The sequence below is a fragment of the Tautonia rosea genome, assembly GCF_012958305.1.
Taxonomy (GTDB): domain Bacteria; phylum Planctomycetota; class Planctomycetia; order Isosphaerales; family Isosphaeraceae; genus Tautonia; species Tautonia rosea.
On record NZ_JABBYO010000001.1, the window covers coordinates 92,312 to 108,554 of the forward strand.

The window sequence follows — 16,243 nt, forward strand, 5'->3', positions numbered from 1 at the left end:
ATCCAGAGGATTTTCGCAGACGGCTGAGGCTCTTCCGTTCGATCCAAGGGGACGATTCCTTGGGAAGAGACCGGGATTGGTTGGGAATCATCTTGCCATTGCATACAATGTCAACGAACGCTGGCAATCAGGCCAACCCAACTCGGGCTGCGCGGTCCGAGAGCTCAAAGGGTAGCCGTGGCCCCCTCGGGAGCCCATTGACGATGATCCTCGCACTCGTATCTGCCACCCTCATGGGGGTGGGAGTGATCGGTTCGCCTCCGGTGCAAGAACCCACCCCCCGCGCCATCGCAGCGCAAGCTCAGCAAATTCAGGGTGACCGGAACGCAGACCGTCCTCAGGAGAAACCGGCCGTGGAGACGCCGCAGGAGTCCCAGTCCGAAACGTCCCCCCCCGTCTCTTCGGAACCCAAGCTGGCCACTTTCGGTAGCGGCTGCTTCTGGTGCACTGAAGCCGTGTTCGAGCTGGTCAAGGGGGTCGACGACGTCGTTTCGGGATATGCGGGAGGGCAAATTCCCTTCCCCTCGTACGACGCGGTTTGCACCGGAAGAACCGGGCACGCCGAAGTGGTTCAGGTGACCTACGATCCTTCGGTCATCAGCTATCCCGAGCTTCTGGAGATTTTCTGGAGGACCCACGACCCGACCACCCTGAATCGCCAGGGACCGGATATCGGGACGCAATACCGCTCGATCATCCTGTATCACGATGATGAGCAACGCCAGATCGCCGAGGGCTTGAAGGCCAAACTGAACGAGAACAAGGTCTTCAAGCGACCGGTTGTGACCCAGGTCGTTCCCTACCAGGTCTTCTATCCGGCCGAGCCGTACCACCAGGATTACTTCCGAAAGAATCCGAACGCCGGCTACTGCCAGATGATGATCATTCCGAAACTCAAGAAATTCTCTCAGACCTTCCGCGAGAAGATGCGGTAAGCCGCGATGAGGCATCGCCTGGCACATCAGCAGTCCGAGGGGGTTGGCGGCATTGGCACGCTGGCCCCCTCGGTTTCGTTGATGAAAGAGGTTGCTCAGCGCACCGGCGGATAGTAGTAGCGCTGCAAGGCGTTGGGAGGGCCACTCATTGCATCCCAGGTCCAGCGGTCGTACGGTTGGCCGTACGGGGTGCCGTAGAACGGGAAGACGTCGTTCGGCCCGTAAGGGACATACTGCCTGGCTCGGTTGGGGAAGGCAGCATAGTAGCTGTAGGGGAACGTGAAACCCTGATCGAAGGTGATCGCGCCGCCAAAGGTCGAACCCGGCAGGGCTGGAGACGAGACCACGACCGGAGCTCCGAAAGGGGTCAACCCCTGAGCCTCGGCCCGATTCGAGCCCGGAGCGGCCAGAGTCGCCACGAGGGCGACCACCAGAGCGGCAAGGTGATGCTTCATCGGTGAATCCTCTCAAGATCGGATGATCGGCAACTGGGGCGTGGAATGAGCCGGACCCGCTCCGGATCGCCCCCCTGTGTGCGTGTCGGCTGATTCCTATCGTCGCGGAGCGAAGCGCGGAACGCTAGCCCGCAGCCGCCGCTTCGGAACGAGACCAGGCAAGAGGCGTTGGAAAAGACTGATCGTTGCGACTCAGGTGCCCGAGTCTCGGGGCCCGGACGTCGGTTGTCTATTTCACAAGCAGATCAACCTGTTTGGAAATTCCCGCCGGAGCGTATCATTTCGAGAGGGCTCAAGGAGCACTCCCCAGTCGTCCACGTTCACACGCATACATGGTTTCGATAGCCCAAGAGGATCTGGATATCCAGAAAATCCAAATTTTCTTTCTTGACCGTGACGGGCAAGCTTGATATTTCAGAATAACCCCTGATGTTTTCCCAACTTCGGCGAAGGCTCATGCCACTGGAGGTTTGGGCATCCGGGTGATTCAACTATGACAGGGATGGACTCTCCCTCGAGGCCAATCACGTTCTGAGTCGCACACGCTCGTGTGTCTGACAGTTTCCCTTCGGACAATCAGTTCTGAAACGTTGCGACGATCGCTCGGTGTTGAGCATCGGCGTGTCCTTTCCACTGCGCTGGTTGCGCAGGAGCAACTTTATGCATGTCAAGTCTCGCTCACGGATCGGCTTCACTCTGATTGAATTACTTGTCGTCATCGCGATCATTGGTGTGTTGATCGCATTGCTGCTTCCTGCGGTTCAAAGTGCCCGCGAAGCCGCGCGACGAGCGCAATGCACGAATAATCTGAAGCAGATCGGCATTGCGATGCACAACTACCACGACCAGTTCGGAGCCTTCCCCACGGGAGGGATCACCGGCTTTGGTCAGGCGGGGGGGATTTGGGCTGCCAATGCAAACCTGCTTTGCTGGCGAGCGCTGATTCTTCCGCAGATCGAGGGAAGAAATACCTACGACGCCATCAATCTGAATATCAATACCCTGGGTGCTGGTCCAGACCCGGGGGCCATGTTCACCGCGTGGGTGACCGTCAACAACACGTTCCTCTGCCCTTCTGACGGGGAAAACGAGGGAGGACTGCGGCCTTGGCAAGGGGCTGGCCTTGGCCAGTATCCGGCGGGGAACCCGCCGTTCAACCCCGGGACGACGACTCCGCACAATCGTGTCCCGGTGTCGAACTATGCCTTGAGCTTCGGCGATAACTATGCCGGAGGTATCCTCAATGGCGGTCTTCCCTGGGAGACGCCTCCAAGCGTCACGACCCTGCCACCCGGCCAGCCGCGAATTGGTTATCACGGCTTCTGGGGGACTCGGAATAGCGGAGGCCAGATGCGCGGCTTCTCCGACTATCGCGAACTGCAAACCACGAACATGGCGGGTGTACGCGATGGCACCAGCAACACCCTGATGGTGGGCGAGACCCTGCCCTATCGGGCCGCGGACAGCAACTTCTGGCATTTCAACGGTTCGAGCGCCGGCACGACCGTTCCACTGAACTGGAATTCGAACACGGTCCCGGGGAACGATCCGTCGTGCACCAATCGCTGGCAGTCTGCCAGTGCTCCGCTGGGCTGCCGGTTTGGAGCCGCCGCCAAGGGGTTCGTGAGTGAGCATCCGGGCGGAGCCAATTTCCTCTTTGCCGACGGATCGGTGAAGTTCCTCAAGGAGAGCGTCAATATTGTCATCTATTGCGCCCTCGGCAGTCGGAACGGGGGCGAGGTCATTTCGGCTGACCAGTATTGATCGGGAATCTGTTCCGACATGAATTTCGGTGCTTTGGCCCGGTGGGAGAACCTCATTTACGGAGGCTCTCTTCACCGGGCCGACTGAATGAATCGGGTCTGCCCTCTTCCCTTCTCTGATGTTGAATCTGGTGAGAGGCGACCCGCCACGGAAGACTCGCAACGAATCCAAGGACTCTCGCAGATGAATGGCTTCACTCGATCGCTTGTGTTGCTGGGAGGTTTGGCACTCCTCGTGACTGCCGCGGGGTGCGGCGGCGACGGACTGGGAAAACGCTACCCGGTTTCCGGCACCATCACCTACAAGGGCGAACCTGTTCCCCACGGAAACATCTTCTTCGTCCCCGACGACGCGAACACGGGTCGAGCCGCCTCGGGGAGTATTGAGGAAGGACGGTATCGCCTCTCCACGGCCGGAACCAACGATGGTGCGTTCCCCGGCTCGTACAAGATTCGGATCATTGCCCTGGAGGTGGACAACACGCAGGTCGAAGCGAACATGCAGGGCGGTTCGGGTCGTCAGGATGACGTGATTGCCGCCACCCAGGCGGCCCAGAAGCTGATTCCGGCCAAGTACGAGCTGGAAACGACCTCGGGCCTGACCGCCACGGTGGAGGAGCGCTCCAACACGTTCGACTTCGAATTGACGGATTGATCCGACTGGCCAACCGACTCCGTCAACCACGTCCCAGAGACGATCGCCGCCCAGCCCTCAGGATCGTGGGGGCAGGACTCGACAGGGTTCCTTGCGGTGGCGGCCGTCCTGGGTCAGGGCACCATCGAGACGACGGTCGAGGGCAGTAATCGCCTGATCGAGGACGGCTCGTGCGCTGTCGAGGTGGTGGGGGCGCAAGGCGTAGGGGTCTCTCGGGAGGCCAAGCCGAGGCGAGCGAAGCTGGTCAGGAGCGATCGCAAGGTCGTGGGGAACCTGACGCGGGTCGAGCGGTTCGAAGCCGGAACCGTCGGCCGACGCGGTGTAATACGCCCGTCGCGAGGCAGGTGGGCCAGGATAGGTCCAGGCATCTCGGAGCGCAAGCAGTTCGGCAAACTGGGGCCAGGGAGGCTGGTTGGTCTCAAGGGCTGGGGGACGTTCCTCGGCGGCGAGCGCCGGAAGCAGGGCCCAGGCTTCGGCTAATGGCAAAGGGCGGGAGGGGTCGGTCAGGAGATGGACCAGCTCGGGCCGGGCCAGTTCGGCGGCGGCCTGGTGAACGAGCGCCTCGGCCGCCTGAAGATAGAGGAGGAAGGAGGCCCGGGCGAGTCGGCTCGCTTCGCTTTCGGAGCGAGGCAGCCGCAGGTGGCTTTGCGTGTGCAGCCAGAGGGCATCCTGGTACAGGCAATGAAACGGGCTGACGGTCGTTTCAATCACCTGGCCTGAGACGGACGGATCGGGAATTTCAGGGTCGGCGAGGGCCCGACCGTTGCTCGGGCCGAAGGGATCGGGCATCAAGGGGTCGGGGTCGCCGAAGGGCATGGCGCATCCTCGATCTGGTGCGGGCGAACCGTCAGGCTGCGATCAGATTCCAAGGGTGGCGATCCACTCGGACCCGCCGGGCGAATCGAACGCAACAACCGATCGTATCATCATCTTAGCACAGCCGGCAACGGGCGGTCGAGCCTCCGAAATTCCCAGAGGAACCGGGTTTGCCGAATGGATTCGGGTTCTCGACCGAGCAAGGGATCGGATTCGGTTCGGAGCCTTCATCTTTGCCGAATCGGCCCCAATGACCTCCTGTGTCTCCGCCATCGATCCGCATCGAACCGAGCAGAGGAGTCAGCCCATTGGAGCACTCGACAATCGTTCATGGGCCGGCACGAGATGGTTGACTTCCACCCGGTTAAGGGCGTCTGATGGCGGCCGTCGATCCTCCCTCGTGGGTTGGGGGACGAGGCGTGATCGATCGATCCCCCGGCGATTGTCACCGCGTTCTTCGATCGAAAGGTGTCGCGAATGTGCGTATCAATGAGACCGTCACCGTTTCCCTTCGTTCTGGTTCTGGTGGTCACCCTCGCTGGTCTGACGGAGCCGGTTCTGGCGACTGCCGAAGCCCCGTTCGAACGGACGTCAGACGTGATTTATGGGCGAAAGCACGGCACAGCCCTGACCTTCGACGTGTTTCAGCCGACGAAGGAGGGACCGGCTCAGGGGGTAGGTCTCATTCTGGCCGTCAGTGGTGGATGGTTTTCGGCACACGAAGCGATCGCTCTTCCCTTGATCGAGCCGTTTGTCGATCGGGGGTACACCGTGTTCGCGGTTGTTCATGGCAGCCAACCGAAATTCACCATTCCTGAGATCCTCAGTGATATGCACCGTGCCGTGCGGTTCATTCGACACCACGCGGAGGACTATGAGATCGACCCCGATCGGATCGGCATCTACGGAGGATCGGCGGGGGGGCACCTGTCATTGATGCAAGGGGTGGCCGGATCCGCCGGGGACCCCGATGCGAAGGATGCAGTCGAGCAAACCTCAAGCCGGGTTCAGGCCGTGGCTTGCCTGTTTCCCCCGACCGACTTCCTGAACTACGGCAAACCCGGAGAGAATGCGCTGGGCCGGGGAATTCTGGAAAATTTCAAGGCTCCGTTCGACTTTCACGAACTGGACACGACACGGAACGTGTATGTCCCCATCGTCGATGAAGAACGAGTCCTTGAAATCGGTCGTGAGATCTCGCCTATTACGCATGTGAGTCCGGATGATCCTCCGACCCTCATTCTCCACGGTGATGCCGATACATTGGTCCCGATTCAGCAGGCCCAGAGCTTTCTTGAAGCCCTCAGCGCTGAAGGAGTCGAGACGGAGCTTGTGGTCAAAGCCGATGCCGGGCACGGCTGGCCCGAATTGCCCAGCGATCTCAACGAGCTGGTGGATTGGTTTGACACGCATCTGCTTGGCTCCTCATCCTCCGAACCGACCGATGACGGATCTTCACAGCCCTGATTGGCTCGACAGGGAATGCCGACCTGGGTGCAGCATCACGACGCGACTCTCGGGCGCATAGTCCGGGGTCTGTCGGGTGCGACTTGTGAACATTTCAGAGGACGCTCGATCGGGGGATGGTTCTCCGCAAGGGTGGCAATGGTCATGATCGGATTGAGGGAGTGGGAACGTGGTATCACCCTGACAAACACCTTAGATCGAGTCCAGAAGTCTGAGCATTTGGATAAAATTCCGAGCTGTCGTCCTTTCTGATTCATCGAGGAGATCCGGTTCATCATGTCAGGCGTTTTCCTGGGCATTGGGATCGCGATCGGGAGTGTTTGGTCGGCCATTGGGGGTGACGGGTTGATCCTGACGAGACCTCACCCAGAATCAAACCCACAGTCATCATTGATGCTTGCCGGCGAATGGGTTCCGGATGATCCGCATGCAATTGATTTTTCCAAACTTCCACAAATTCCCAGTGAGCATGTGGTTGTCAGTGATGTGCGTGCCAAGAATGGAGTGAACCAGCATAACTATCTTGTACGCCATCGAGACCTGTTCTGGGTGATGTGGAGTGACGGTCCGGGAGTTGAAGATCGGGTGGGTCAGCGGGTGCGATTTGCCACAAGTCCTGATGGTCGTTCGTGGAGTGAGCCGCGGGACCTCACACCGGAGCCACCGAATTCTGGACCCTCATCGCCACATTATGGAACGCGTAGCCCTGAGGGATTTCGATGGATCGCGCGAGGGTTCTGGCTTCGGGAAGACGACCTGTATGCGCTGGCTTCGCTGGACGAAGCGGACGGATTCTTTGGACCGAGTCTGGCGCTGCACGCCTTCCGACTGATCCCGGAAGAGAATCGCTGGAACCCTTGGGGGGTCATTGCCGAGGATACGATCAATAATTTTCCACCCAAGCGGTTGCCGACGGGTGAGTGGCTGATGTCGCGTCGTCCGCACAATTACAGGGAAACCGGCGTCTTCTTCTTGCGGGGAGGTGCCAAGGGGCTGAACGACTGGGAGTCGTTTCCCGTGCTCGGGTCCAGTCGCGAACTTGCTGCAGAAGAACCGCTGTGGTGGGTGTTACCCAATGATCATTTGATGGCTCTGTTCCGCGACAATCGACGGGGCGGATACCTTTACCGCGCATTCTCGACCGACGATGGAAAAACCTGGAGCCTGCCGGTCCGGACGAATTTTCCTGACGCGACTTCGAAGCTTCACGGACTTCGTCTGAGCGACGGTCGCTACGTCCTTGCCTCCAATGCAAACCCGAGGAAACGTGATCCGCTGACCCTGGCAATCAGCGAGGATGGAATGGTATTCACAAAACTCGGCGTGCTGATCGGTGGCCGACAGGTGGATTACCCCCACGTTCTGGAGCACGACGGTTCGTTGCTCATCGCGTTTTCCGGTGGCAAACAACGTGTCGAGATCCTGATTGTTCGCCTCGAAGATCTGGACACGCTGAGCAATCAACTTACACCCCCAAACACTCCCGGAAACTGAACGGGACAGGAACATTCCGGTATTCCAGATACAATTTAGGAGCTCATGATGCTGAGCCGACCGCATCGAAATTATCAATATTTGATGATTTATTTTGTGACGATACTTGGTTATGCCAATGTAACACTTACCACCGCCGGCGAGGATCTGTCATTCGACGGGGCTCTGGAACCGCTGCTCGGTGCCCCACGATTTGACTCGCTCGTTCTTTTTGATGATGAACGCTTTCCGAATCTGGTCGTTGGTCAGGATGGAACGGTCGTTGCGACCTGGGGAAGCAAGCGAATCCGGGTACGTCGTAGTAAAGACGGCGGACTCACTTGGGAAAACGAGGTTGAGGTGGCGGAAGGGATCCACGGAGGAGGAACCCTCGTCGATGAACGAAACGGAGACATCCTGCTCTTTGTACATCCCGAACATCCACCCCGAGATGGAACCACCGCTCCGCGTACTGTCTACCGGAGCACCGACCAGGGAGTGTCATGGGTCAATTCTGAGGCAACCTTCTTGATCGATGGTAAGGGGTATGTGCCCTCCCTCCATATGTGTGAACGTGGGGTTACGCTCGTGCGCGGCACTCACGCGGGCCGATTGATCCGTCCGGCGAGAGTTTATCAGCCTTCCCCCGACCGATACGCCACGGCGATTTTCAGTGACGATGGGGGCAGGACCTGGCAGGCTGGCGAACCGTTTCCAGAGCGAGGAACAGGCGAGGGAGCCTTGCTCGAGCGGTCGGACGGTCAGTTGATCTTCAGTGCCCGTCGGAGTTTTTTCCCAAGCGAGCAACCGTTGCAGGCAGAGCGGGTTTTCGCGCGAAGCGACGACGGAGGAGAAACCTGGAACGCGCCCTTCTCGTCTCCTGTCGTGCCGGATGGGCCACGATACCGTGGTGAGGAGCGACGTGGAGCGAACTACAACGCCCATTTCGGCATGATGGCGGGATTTACTCGGGTTCCGGTAAAGAATCGCGACATCTTGATCTACAGTAATGCCGATCACGAGGGACATGAACGGGTTCGCTTGACGGTATGGGCCAGTTTCGATGGCGGCACGACTTGGCCCGTGAAGCGTCTCGTTCACGAGGCTCAGAGTGCTTATTCGTCACTGGCCGCCGGTCGTCCGGGAACGTCGAGTGAGGGCTGGATCTCTTTGCTCTATGAACATGGAAACGACACCGCTCAGTATGTGGGTGGGACGCTTGCACGATTCAACCTTTCCTGGATTCTTGACGGAGAACTCACGGGGGATGGTGAATTGCCCGCTTGGCTCGGAGACGACACCCCTCAGGTGTTTCTTCAACCGCCGCAGGTCATCGCCGATCCGGGTCTGGAATACTCCGGCGCGTCGAGGCAGTTTCAAGGAATTCCCAGCATCGCCCAGAGTCCAGGCGGAAGGCTCTGGGCAACCTGGTACGGTGGACCAACTCCTGGAGAAGATCAAAATAACTATGTGATTTTGGTCACCAGTGGTGATGAGGGAACATCATGGACTCAAGAACGTGTGGTGATCGATCCGGACGGTGAAGGCCCAGTCCGCGCCTTCGATCCTCAGATCTGGTGTGATCCTCATGGGCGAATGTGGGCCTTCTGGGCTCAGGCCGTCGGACACTCGGCGAGTGTTGGGGGAGTTTGGGCGATGGTGAGCCACAATCCGGATGTCGCAGATGCTGATTGGTCCGAGCCTCGACGCTTGACCGATGGCGTGATGATGGGGAAACCCATCGTGCTCTCAACAGGTGAGTGGTGCTTGCCTGTATCGACCTGGAGAGAGACCGACCACAGCGCACGATTCGTGGTCTCCACGGACCAGGGAGCAACGTGGTCGGTTCGAGGTGGTTGCCATGTTCCCAAACCTGTTCGGTCGTTTGATGAGCACATGATCGTTGAACGTCCAGACGGTGCACTCTGGATGCTGGCTCGAACCAACTCCGGGATTGGCGAGAGTGTCTCAACGGATCGAGGCCGGACGTGGACGGAGCTGGTGCCCTCGGGCATTGCTCATCCCTCGGCGCGATTTTTTCTCCGTCGTCTCAACTCGGGGAGTCTCTTGCTCGTCAAGCACGGTCCGATTGATCAGCCCACCGGACGATCGCACCTGACCGCTTTCCTTTCCGAGGACGAGGGCAAGACCTGGTTTGGTGGTCTCCTGCTCGACGAGCGGAACGGGGTGTCATATCCCGACGGCGTTGAGGGGGACGACGGAACGTTGTCCGTCATTTACGACTTCTCGCGTCGGGATGAACGGGAAATTTTGATGGCTCGATTTACCGAGGCCGACGTTCGAGCAGGGAAACAGAGTTCCCCGAAATCCCAGTTGCGCATCCTGGTTCACAAAGCGTCGCCAGATCGTTCACAATGACGATTAGGATTCAGAAACTCGAGCAAATGACTCCCGACTTCTCAAGGATTCGATTCTTGAAACACCCCATTCTGGCACTCCTGCTTGGTGGTCTCCTGCCCGCGATCCTGTTTGGCGTCTCCGGAGTCATGCAGAAGGCATGCGCCCGGACCGGGATCGGCACCGGACCGTATCTTGCGATAACAGGCCTGGCTGTGCTCACCGTCGGAGGATTGTTGACCGTCGTCGAACATGACGTGACGGTCAGTCGCAAGAGTGCGGTTTATACCCTTCTGTTCGGAGCGCTCTGGGCCACGGGGGTCGGGTGCATCGCCATTGCCCTGCGGCGGTACGGAGGACAAATCAGCCAGCTTGTTCCGCTTTACAATATGAACACGCTTGTTGCAGTCTTCATTGGCTTGGTCGTTTTGTCAGAGTGGCGTGATGTGCATTGGGGCCGATTGTTGGTGGCGAGTGTCTTGATTGTCACGGGAGGAGTGCTCGCCGCGACGTCCTCGAAAGGGGTCCTGGGCCCCTGACACGAAATCCCTGCTGTCTTCAATCTAGGTCTCCTGAAGCGCAGGGCATCGATCACTGGCATGGGCACGAAGAGATCGATTTCGCTAGAGGAGAGGGGCATGCGTCGGTTTTTCTGGGGTTTTCTCGGCTTCGGTGCGGTGATGATCATGGCGATCATCATGGCTTCTGGGATCAGCCGGGCATCACGAGACGTACCAACCCGCGAGCCGAGTGAGGCCGAGCGGATTGTTCAGCAGCAGCTTGATGCGTATAACCGTCGCGACATCGATGGTTTTCTGGAGACCTATGCCGAGGAGGTTACGCTCTCCAACTTCCCCGATGGGCTCCTCTCGACCGGCATTGACGCAATGAGAACGCGTTATGGAGCCTTCTTCGACCGGACGCCTGATCTCCACGCGGAAGTTACCCAGCGAATCGTTCAAGGTGACTACGTGATCGACCACGAACAGGTCACCGCCCAGGGCCGTGAATTCGGAGCGGTGGCAATCTATCTGGTCAAAAATGGGAAGATCCAGAATGTTTGGTTGCTTCGATGACAGGGTCTTTCTCTCTTTGTCATCCTGAGTGGAGGTATGAACAGAATTTCTTGTAAGTTTACTGCATTCCGACTCGGCACGCGTCTTAGCCTCTGAGGAGATCGCCAAGAGACGTATACTTGTCAAACCTTTCAAGAATCCGAGACGCTTCTTCGATCCGAGTGTTGAGTGATCCCCTGAGCGTGAGAAACGGGATTCGCCGATGAAGCAAATCTGCCCGGGTCTGTTTTTGAAGGATCGTTCTGTTTGCGAGCCCAGACCGATCCCAGGTGTCCTCGTAAGGGATATCGTCGTCACAAAGAAAAACGAGGTCGTATCGCTGGGAAGCCTGCTCAGCGATCTGGGCAAGTCGGGGGTGAACTGTTCCATGATACCATTGTGCGAACAATGAAGTTGTCGTGGCGTTCGTATCGACAAAAAGAAATCGGTTTGCGTCATGGAGAAGCGCGTCTTCTCGTTGGAGGTGTCCCTCTGCGATCTCCACCAGTTGCTCCGGAGTGAGTCGACGATTCGTTTGATGCAACTCCCAGTACTCACGGCCGTATTCGGGCATCCACTGCGTTTTGTACGTCTGAGCAAGAGCCTGGGTCATAGTTGACTTTCCCGTCGAAGGTGCACCGAGAAAGACAACCTTGGCGACCAGGTCTCGATAGACCTCCGGTGCGAGAAAATGCCGGTGAATGAACGGGTTCTCCCGAATCGCCGTCCCGGAGATCGGCACGGTGGTTCGCGATTCATCGACGCGACAATCCATCGCGTTCAGGGCCCGGCTGACATGATCGCCGTAGAATTCACTTGAAAAGAAATGCGAGATTGTTCGAGATTGGAGAATCTTCAGAAGATAATTTTCATGGATTACCATGATTTCGGGCGTATTTCCAACGATGGTCGGCCCATCCCATGCTTCGAGGACCTCGACGGTTGGATACAAGGTTCTGATCCACCCGGCTCGGACCGGGAGCGGGACGGTTGTCGTGTCCGGGGCATCGTAGACAATCACGATGAGGTGATCACTCTGGTCGAGTGCCTGTTCAATCAACCGCTGATGTCCCTGGTGAAGAGGGGCAAATTTGCCCAGAGTTAATCCGGTCTTCATCGGGAAGGGGGTCCTTCGATCGAATGACCATCGTGTTTCGCCAGGAGAGAAACCCGATTGAAGCCATCACCAGAAACACGGCGTAAAGACTCGAAGTAAGCACAAGTGACTTGATGAGATAGATGCCGATTGCGGCGATATCAACGCAGATCCAAACGAGCCAGGACTCAAGCCGCTTTCTCGTCATCAACCATTGCGCTACCAAACTTGCCACGGACGTGAACGCATCTCCGTAAGGAAGCGCCGCATCGGTGTACGATGCCATGCCGAAGCCCCATACCGTCGTGCCCGTGAGCGTAATGAGGATCCAGCCCAGGAACCCGCGAACGCTTAGGCGACTGACCGCCAATTCCTGGTGATTGGTGCCACCATGAAGCCAATGATGCCAACCGTACACCTGAAGGACGACATATACCACATGAAGGATCAGATCAGAGTACAGTTTTACTTCATAGAAAATAAGAATAAACAGAGAAACCTGAATCAGTCCTGTTGGCCAGCACCAGATACTTTGACGGATGGTCAGCGCCACACACAACAGGCCAAAGAGCACGGCAACGGCTTCGATCGTGGTCATCGTCATTGTCTCGAAGGCGGAGCATACTGGGGTTGTATGGCCGCCTTTGAAAATCGGCGTTCCAGGCGAGGCAGTTCGGAGAACAAACGGCTCTGACGGTTCCCTCGTCAGTCAACACCACGGTTCGGGATCGAGGAAGTCCCTTTGCTGCAGTCTCAGAAAACGGAAAGGACTCGAACACGAGGAGCGATCCCTCGATCGTGGTACGATTCGGTGATGGGATCGTGCGGGATTCTCACCCCATTCTCGTGATACGGTCTCTTGAATCCACAAGGGAGTACTGAATTGTTCAATTCGAGAGTGTGCCAATCTCGGTTCGGTCGTTTCGGGTGTAAGGTGAACCGCCTCGACGATCAGGTCCCATCTCTCAGGGCATAGGTTCCTCCCATGTCGCGTTTTAACTTGCCCAGTGCAACGAGCTCGTCCCAGACTTCGGCCGGATGACCGGGCGGGGGGGTGATCCCGGTGATCCCGGATCGTTTCCCACCGCCTCGGCTGAGTCCTGATTCGTCATCCAGCCGGGTCAGTTTCAGTCGCTTCTTGAACGCCTTCAAGGCACGTTTGCGTTCTTCGTCTGTTGCCATGGCTGCCTCGTGGGAGGGTGTGGTTTGGCCCCCGAATACTGGAAAGGCCGAGAGCCAATGCCTCTCCTTTGGGTTTTTATCAACTATCGAGTCTCGCCCAAGGCCCACAGCGTCGCCAGATCCCACCGGATGTTGTTCGATCGTTCCTGAGAGATCACACCGGCGATCTCCGGTTGAATCCGGATTCCAGGCCGCAACATCTCCCAACCTTCCGCTTGATCTTGATACGATACAGACGAACACAGAAACCAGTACGGGAGGACACACATGGCGAGGGAGATGCATCGGACTGCCAGGGGGCGAGGCTCCCAGATCCGTCCGGCGAATCGTTTTGAAGGCCTCTCTGCTGAGGAGGATTTCGAGCATCTCGAATCCGATCCTGAGGCACTAGACGAACACCTGACTGCGCTTCGTAACTTACCCACCGAGTACCTGCCTGACCACGCTCGCAGTGTTGTTGTCAAGAACGAGAGCCCGGACATCCCTTTTTCGTACAGTCTCAATCCCTACCGCGGTTGCCAGCACGGTTGCTCCTACTGCTACGCTCGTCCGACACACGAGTACCTTGGGCTCGATGCTGGGCTCGATTTCGAAGCGAAGATTCTCGTAAAACACGATGCCCCAGATCTCTTACGAGCCTTTCTGTCCAAACCTGGATGGGTGCCCGAACCGATTGTGATGTCTGGTGTGACCGACCCGTATCAGCCCGGCGAACGTCAGTTTCGGATCACCCGAGGTTGTCTGGAAGTGATGGCAGCGTTCAAGCAACCGGTCTCGATCATTACCAAGAACGCTTTGATCCTCCGAGATCGTGACCTGCTGGAATCGCTGGCCTCGGAGAGTCTGATCCACGTGAATCTGAGTGTGACGACACTGAACGCCGACCTTAGCCGGTCGATGGAGCCGAGGACCAGTACCCCCCTGGCCCGGCTCCGGACCATTCGAGCGTTGTCGGAGAGGGGAGTCCCCGTGCGAGTGCTGATCGCCCCTGTCATTCCCGGCTTCAATGACACAGAGATTCCGGCGATTCTTCAGGCGGCTCGCGATGCCGGAGCGCTCCATGCGGGATACCAGATCCTCCGATTGCCCCTGGCGGTGGCCCCGATTTTCCTGGACTGGCTCGATCGTGAACAGCCTTCGCGTCGGTCAAAGGTCGAGCAGCGACTTCGATCGATGCGAGGCAGTCGGCTGAACACAACCGAATTTGGCAAGCGCATGCGAGGAGAGGGGGAGATCGCCGACGGCATTCGCGACCTCTTCCGACTCTTCGCCCGTCAGTGTGACCTTGATGGCGGTTTGCCCCCGCATGACACCTCTCGCTTTCGACGCCCGCCCTCCGACGCCGAGCAGTTGTGGTTGTTTTGAACACCCAATGGCCGAACCTTTGGCAAGGAATATTCGTCTGGAAGTGAGCGTCGTCCTCGTTCCTTGGAGGAACTCCGATGTCCAAGAGCATTCCCCGATCCGGCAAGCGAAACCGTCCGAAAACGACGGTCAAGGGGAAGCGGTATCGCTGCGCTTCGTGCCACAAACGGAGTCCGAAGCCTGTCAAGACCCCCGCCCCCTGGTATTGCCCACAGTGCCTGGAAGCCCGAGAGGCGTCCCGCTCCTTGTTCGACCCATATCGCGACGATCGTTTCTCAACGGTTTGTTTCGTTGAATGATTTCGCGGCAGCCGAGGAATGAGATCGAGGCTGGATCGCCAGGAACTGGCAATCAAGCGGCTCCTGATCGATCGACGGTAGATTCGACGATCTCAACCGCGCGAGCGACACCGTTTTCCGACCGGATCCGTTCCCCCATTCGTTCGGCTCGGCCTCGCATTGCGAGGTCGCCGGTTGCCTGTTCGATGGCCCGAGCGAGGCGTTCCGGAGTCAGCCGCCTTTGAGGGATGGGTCGGGGGCCGACTCCGAGATCGGCGACGACGCGTCCCCAGTAAGGCTGGTCGGCAGTATACGGGCAGATGGCCGACGACTTCCCTGCCCGGAGTCCTGCCGCGGTCGTTCCCGCCCCTCCGTGATGGACAACGGCCGACATCCGGGGAAAGAGCCAGTCGTGGGATACCGCATCCACGCAGAAGAGGTCGTCGGACGCCTCGACGGGACCAATCCCTCCCCATCCAGTGGCCAATAGCCCTCGATTCCCCGTATTTCGGATCGCTTCGACGACCAGGCGTGAGACCTCCTCGGGCTCCTGGCTCGCCATGCTTCCGAAGCCGACGTAAACAGGCGGGGGGCCGGACTCCAGAAACGCAACGAGTTGGGGAGGGGGAGTGTATGCCGGTTCGTCGAGAAACCAGAATCCGGTGGTGTGAACCGTTGCGGGCCAGTCGTTTGGTGGTTCAATCACATTCGGGCTGAAGGCATGCAGTACTGGATTTGACTCTCCCCGAGCCTTCCCGGGACGGGATCGCTCGGTCTGTTCGAGCACCTCGATTCGCCAGCGATCGACCGTCTTCCGGAGAGGAGCCGTGAGCAGGCTGTTGAGTCGATAGCTGAGACGGTTGAGAGAGCCGCCGAGGTTGCGAAACGGGAGGATCGGGAAGGGGAATTGGCTCGTAGGAACCAGCATCGGGAAGTACAGGGACTCGAATGCGGGAATGCCAAGCGAGGCGGCGATGTCCCAGCCACCGACGACTTTCGGGTGGAAGATCAGACAGTCGGCACCCTGCGCAGCCGACCACGAGTCGTCGAGAATGCGACGGACCAGCGCCGGCATGGTGGTCCTCAGCGCCCGATAGGCGGCGATCGGGCTTCCCCGGAGCAATTCCTTCCCTTCATCGGACTGGATGATCGCTTGAAAATCGGCCTGCATGGGAGCGAAGGAGAGCCCGTGCTCGGTGACGAACTTTTCGAAATTGGTTCCGGTGGCAAGGACAACCCCGTGTCCGGCCTGCTTCAGACCGATCCCGAGTGCAACGAATGGTCGCACATCCCCCATCGTGCCGACTGTCAGGATTGTGACGTTCATGATCGTGACCACCCGGAT

Annotated in this window: 15 protein-coding genes; 9 read left to right on the top strand and 6 right to left on the bottom strand. The window is 58.5% G+C overall.

Going from position 1 to position 16,243, the window contains the following annotated elements; translation table 11 throughout:
- Positions 1-203 precede the first annotated feature (203 nt).
- A complete protein-coding gene (msrA, locus tag HG800_RS00365; RefSeq protein ID WP_235963165.1) occupies positions 204-935 on the top strand; it encodes a peptide-methionine (S)-S-oxide reductase MsrA in 732 nt (243 codons plus the stop codon).
- A 95-nt stretch (positions 936-1,030) separates the two neighbouring features.
- Here the strand turns inward: msrA and HG800_RS00370 are convergent, their stop codons facing one another.
- A complete protein-coding gene (locus tag HG800_RS00370; protein WP_169972650.1) occupies positions 1,031-1,390 on the bottom strand; it encodes a hypothetical protein in 360 nt (119 codons plus the stop codon).
- Positions 1,391-2,050: 660 nt separating this feature from the next.
- Here HG800_RS00370 and HG800_RS00375 point away from each other — a divergent pair.
- Both HG800_RS00375 and HG800_RS00380 read left to right on the top strand, forming a co-directional pair.
- The gene (locus tag HG800_RS00375) at positions 2,051-3,154 is read left to right on the top strand and encodes a DUF1559 family PulG-like putative transporter (protein WP_169972651.1); all 1,104 of its coding nucleotides are present in this window, start codon (positions 2,051-2,053) and stop codon (positions 3,152-3,154) included.
- A gap of 183 nt (positions 3,155-3,337) precedes the next feature.
- The gene (locus HG800_RS00380) at positions 3,338-3,808 is read left to right on the top strand and encodes a hypothetical protein (RefSeq protein WP_169972652.1); all 471 of its coding nucleotides are present in this window, start codon (positions 3,338-3,340) and stop codon (positions 3,806-3,808) included.
- 57 nt (positions 3,809-3,865) lie between these two features.
- Here the strand turns inward: HG800_RS00380 and HG800_RS00385 are convergent, their stop codons facing one another.
- The gene (locus HG800_RS00385; protein ID WP_169972653.1) at positions 3,866-4,624 is read right to left on the bottom strand and encodes a hypothetical protein; all 759 of its coding nucleotides are present in this window, start codon (positions 4,622-4,624) and stop codon (positions 3,866-3,868) included.
- A gap of 489 nt (positions 4,625-5,113) precedes the next feature.
- On the opposite strand from HG800_RS00385, the gene HG800_RS00390 reads away from it, so the two are divergent.
- The 5 genes from HG800_RS00390 to HG800_RS00410 all read left to right on the top strand — a co-directional run bounded on the left by HG800_RS00390 (position 5,114) and on the right by HG800_RS00410 (position 10,998).
- Entirely contained in the window at positions 5,114-6,091 is a 978-nt protein-coding gene (locus HG800_RS00390; RefSeq protein ID WP_169972654.1) for an alpha/beta hydrolase, read from the top strand.
- Positions 6,092-6,577: 486 nt separating this feature from the next.
- On the top strand, positions 6,578-7,585 hold the full coding sequence (locus HG800_RS27855) for an exo-alpha-sialidase (protein ID WP_206352062.1): 1,008 nt from the start codon (positions 6,578-6,580) through the stop codon (positions 7,583-7,585).
- 45 nt (positions 7,586-7,630) lie between these two features.
- Positions 7,631-9,943, top strand: a complete 2,313-nt coding sequence (locus HG800_RS26870; RefSeq protein ID WP_206352063.1) for an exo-alpha-sialidase — start codon at positions 7,631-7,633, stop codon at positions 9,941-9,943.
- 56 nt (positions 9,944-9,999) lie between these two features.
- Positions 10,000-10,461: a hypothetical protein gene (locus HG800_RS00405; RefSeq protein ID WP_169972656.1), complete on the top strand. Its 462-nt coding sequence runs from the start codon at positions 10,000-10,002 to the stop codon at positions 10,459-10,461.
- 99 nt (positions 10,462-10,560) lie between these two features.
- Positions 10,561-10,998, top strand: a complete 438-nt coding sequence (locus HG800_RS00410; RefSeq protein ID WP_206352064.1) for a nuclear transport factor 2 family protein — start codon at positions 10,561-10,563, stop codon at positions 10,996-10,998.
- An 85-nt stretch (positions 10,999-11,083) separates the two neighbouring features.
- Here the strand turns inward: HG800_RS00410 and HG800_RS00415 are convergent, their stop codons facing one another.
- The 3 genes from HG800_RS00415 to HG800_RS00425 form a co-directional block, all read right to left on the bottom strand.
- Positions 11,084-12,094: an AAA family ATPase gene (locus HG800_RS00415; RefSeq protein WP_169972657.1), complete on the bottom strand. Its 1,011-nt coding sequence runs from the start codon at positions 12,092-12,094 to the stop codon at positions 11,084-11,086.
- Complete coding sequence (gene pnuC, locus HG800_RS00420) at positions 12,030-12,671, bottom strand: nicotinamide riboside transporter PnuC (RefSeq protein WP_169972658.1); 642 nt, start codon at positions 12,669-12,671, stop codon at positions 12,030-12,032. Before pnuC ends, HG800_RS00415 begins: the two co-directional genes overlap by 65 nt.
- Before the next feature lie 353 nt (positions 12,672-13,024).
- Positions 13,025-13,255 carry a hypothetical protein gene (locus tag HG800_RS00425; protein WP_169972659.1) on the bottom strand — a complete coding sequence of 77 codons (231 nt, stop codon included), beginning with the start codon at positions 13,253-13,255 and terminating at the stop codon, positions 13,025-13,027.
- Positions 13,256-13,522: 267 nt separating this feature from the next.
- On the opposite strand from HG800_RS00425, the gene HG800_RS00430 reads away from it, so the two are divergent.
- A complete protein-coding gene (locus HG800_RS00430) occupies positions 13,523-14,620 on the top strand; it encodes a PA0069 family radical SAM protein (protein ID WP_206352065.1) in 1,098 nt (365 codons plus the stop codon).
- A gap of 351 nt (positions 14,621-14,971) precedes the next feature.
- On the opposite strand, the gene HG800_RS00435 is transcribed toward HG800_RS00430, so the two are convergent.
- Positions 14,972-16,225: a glycosyltransferase gene (locus HG800_RS00435; RefSeq protein ID WP_169972660.1), complete on the bottom strand. Its 1,254-nt coding sequence runs from the start codon at positions 16,223-16,225 to the stop codon at positions 14,972-14,974.
- Between the last annotated feature and the right edge of the window lie 18 nt (positions 16,226-16,243).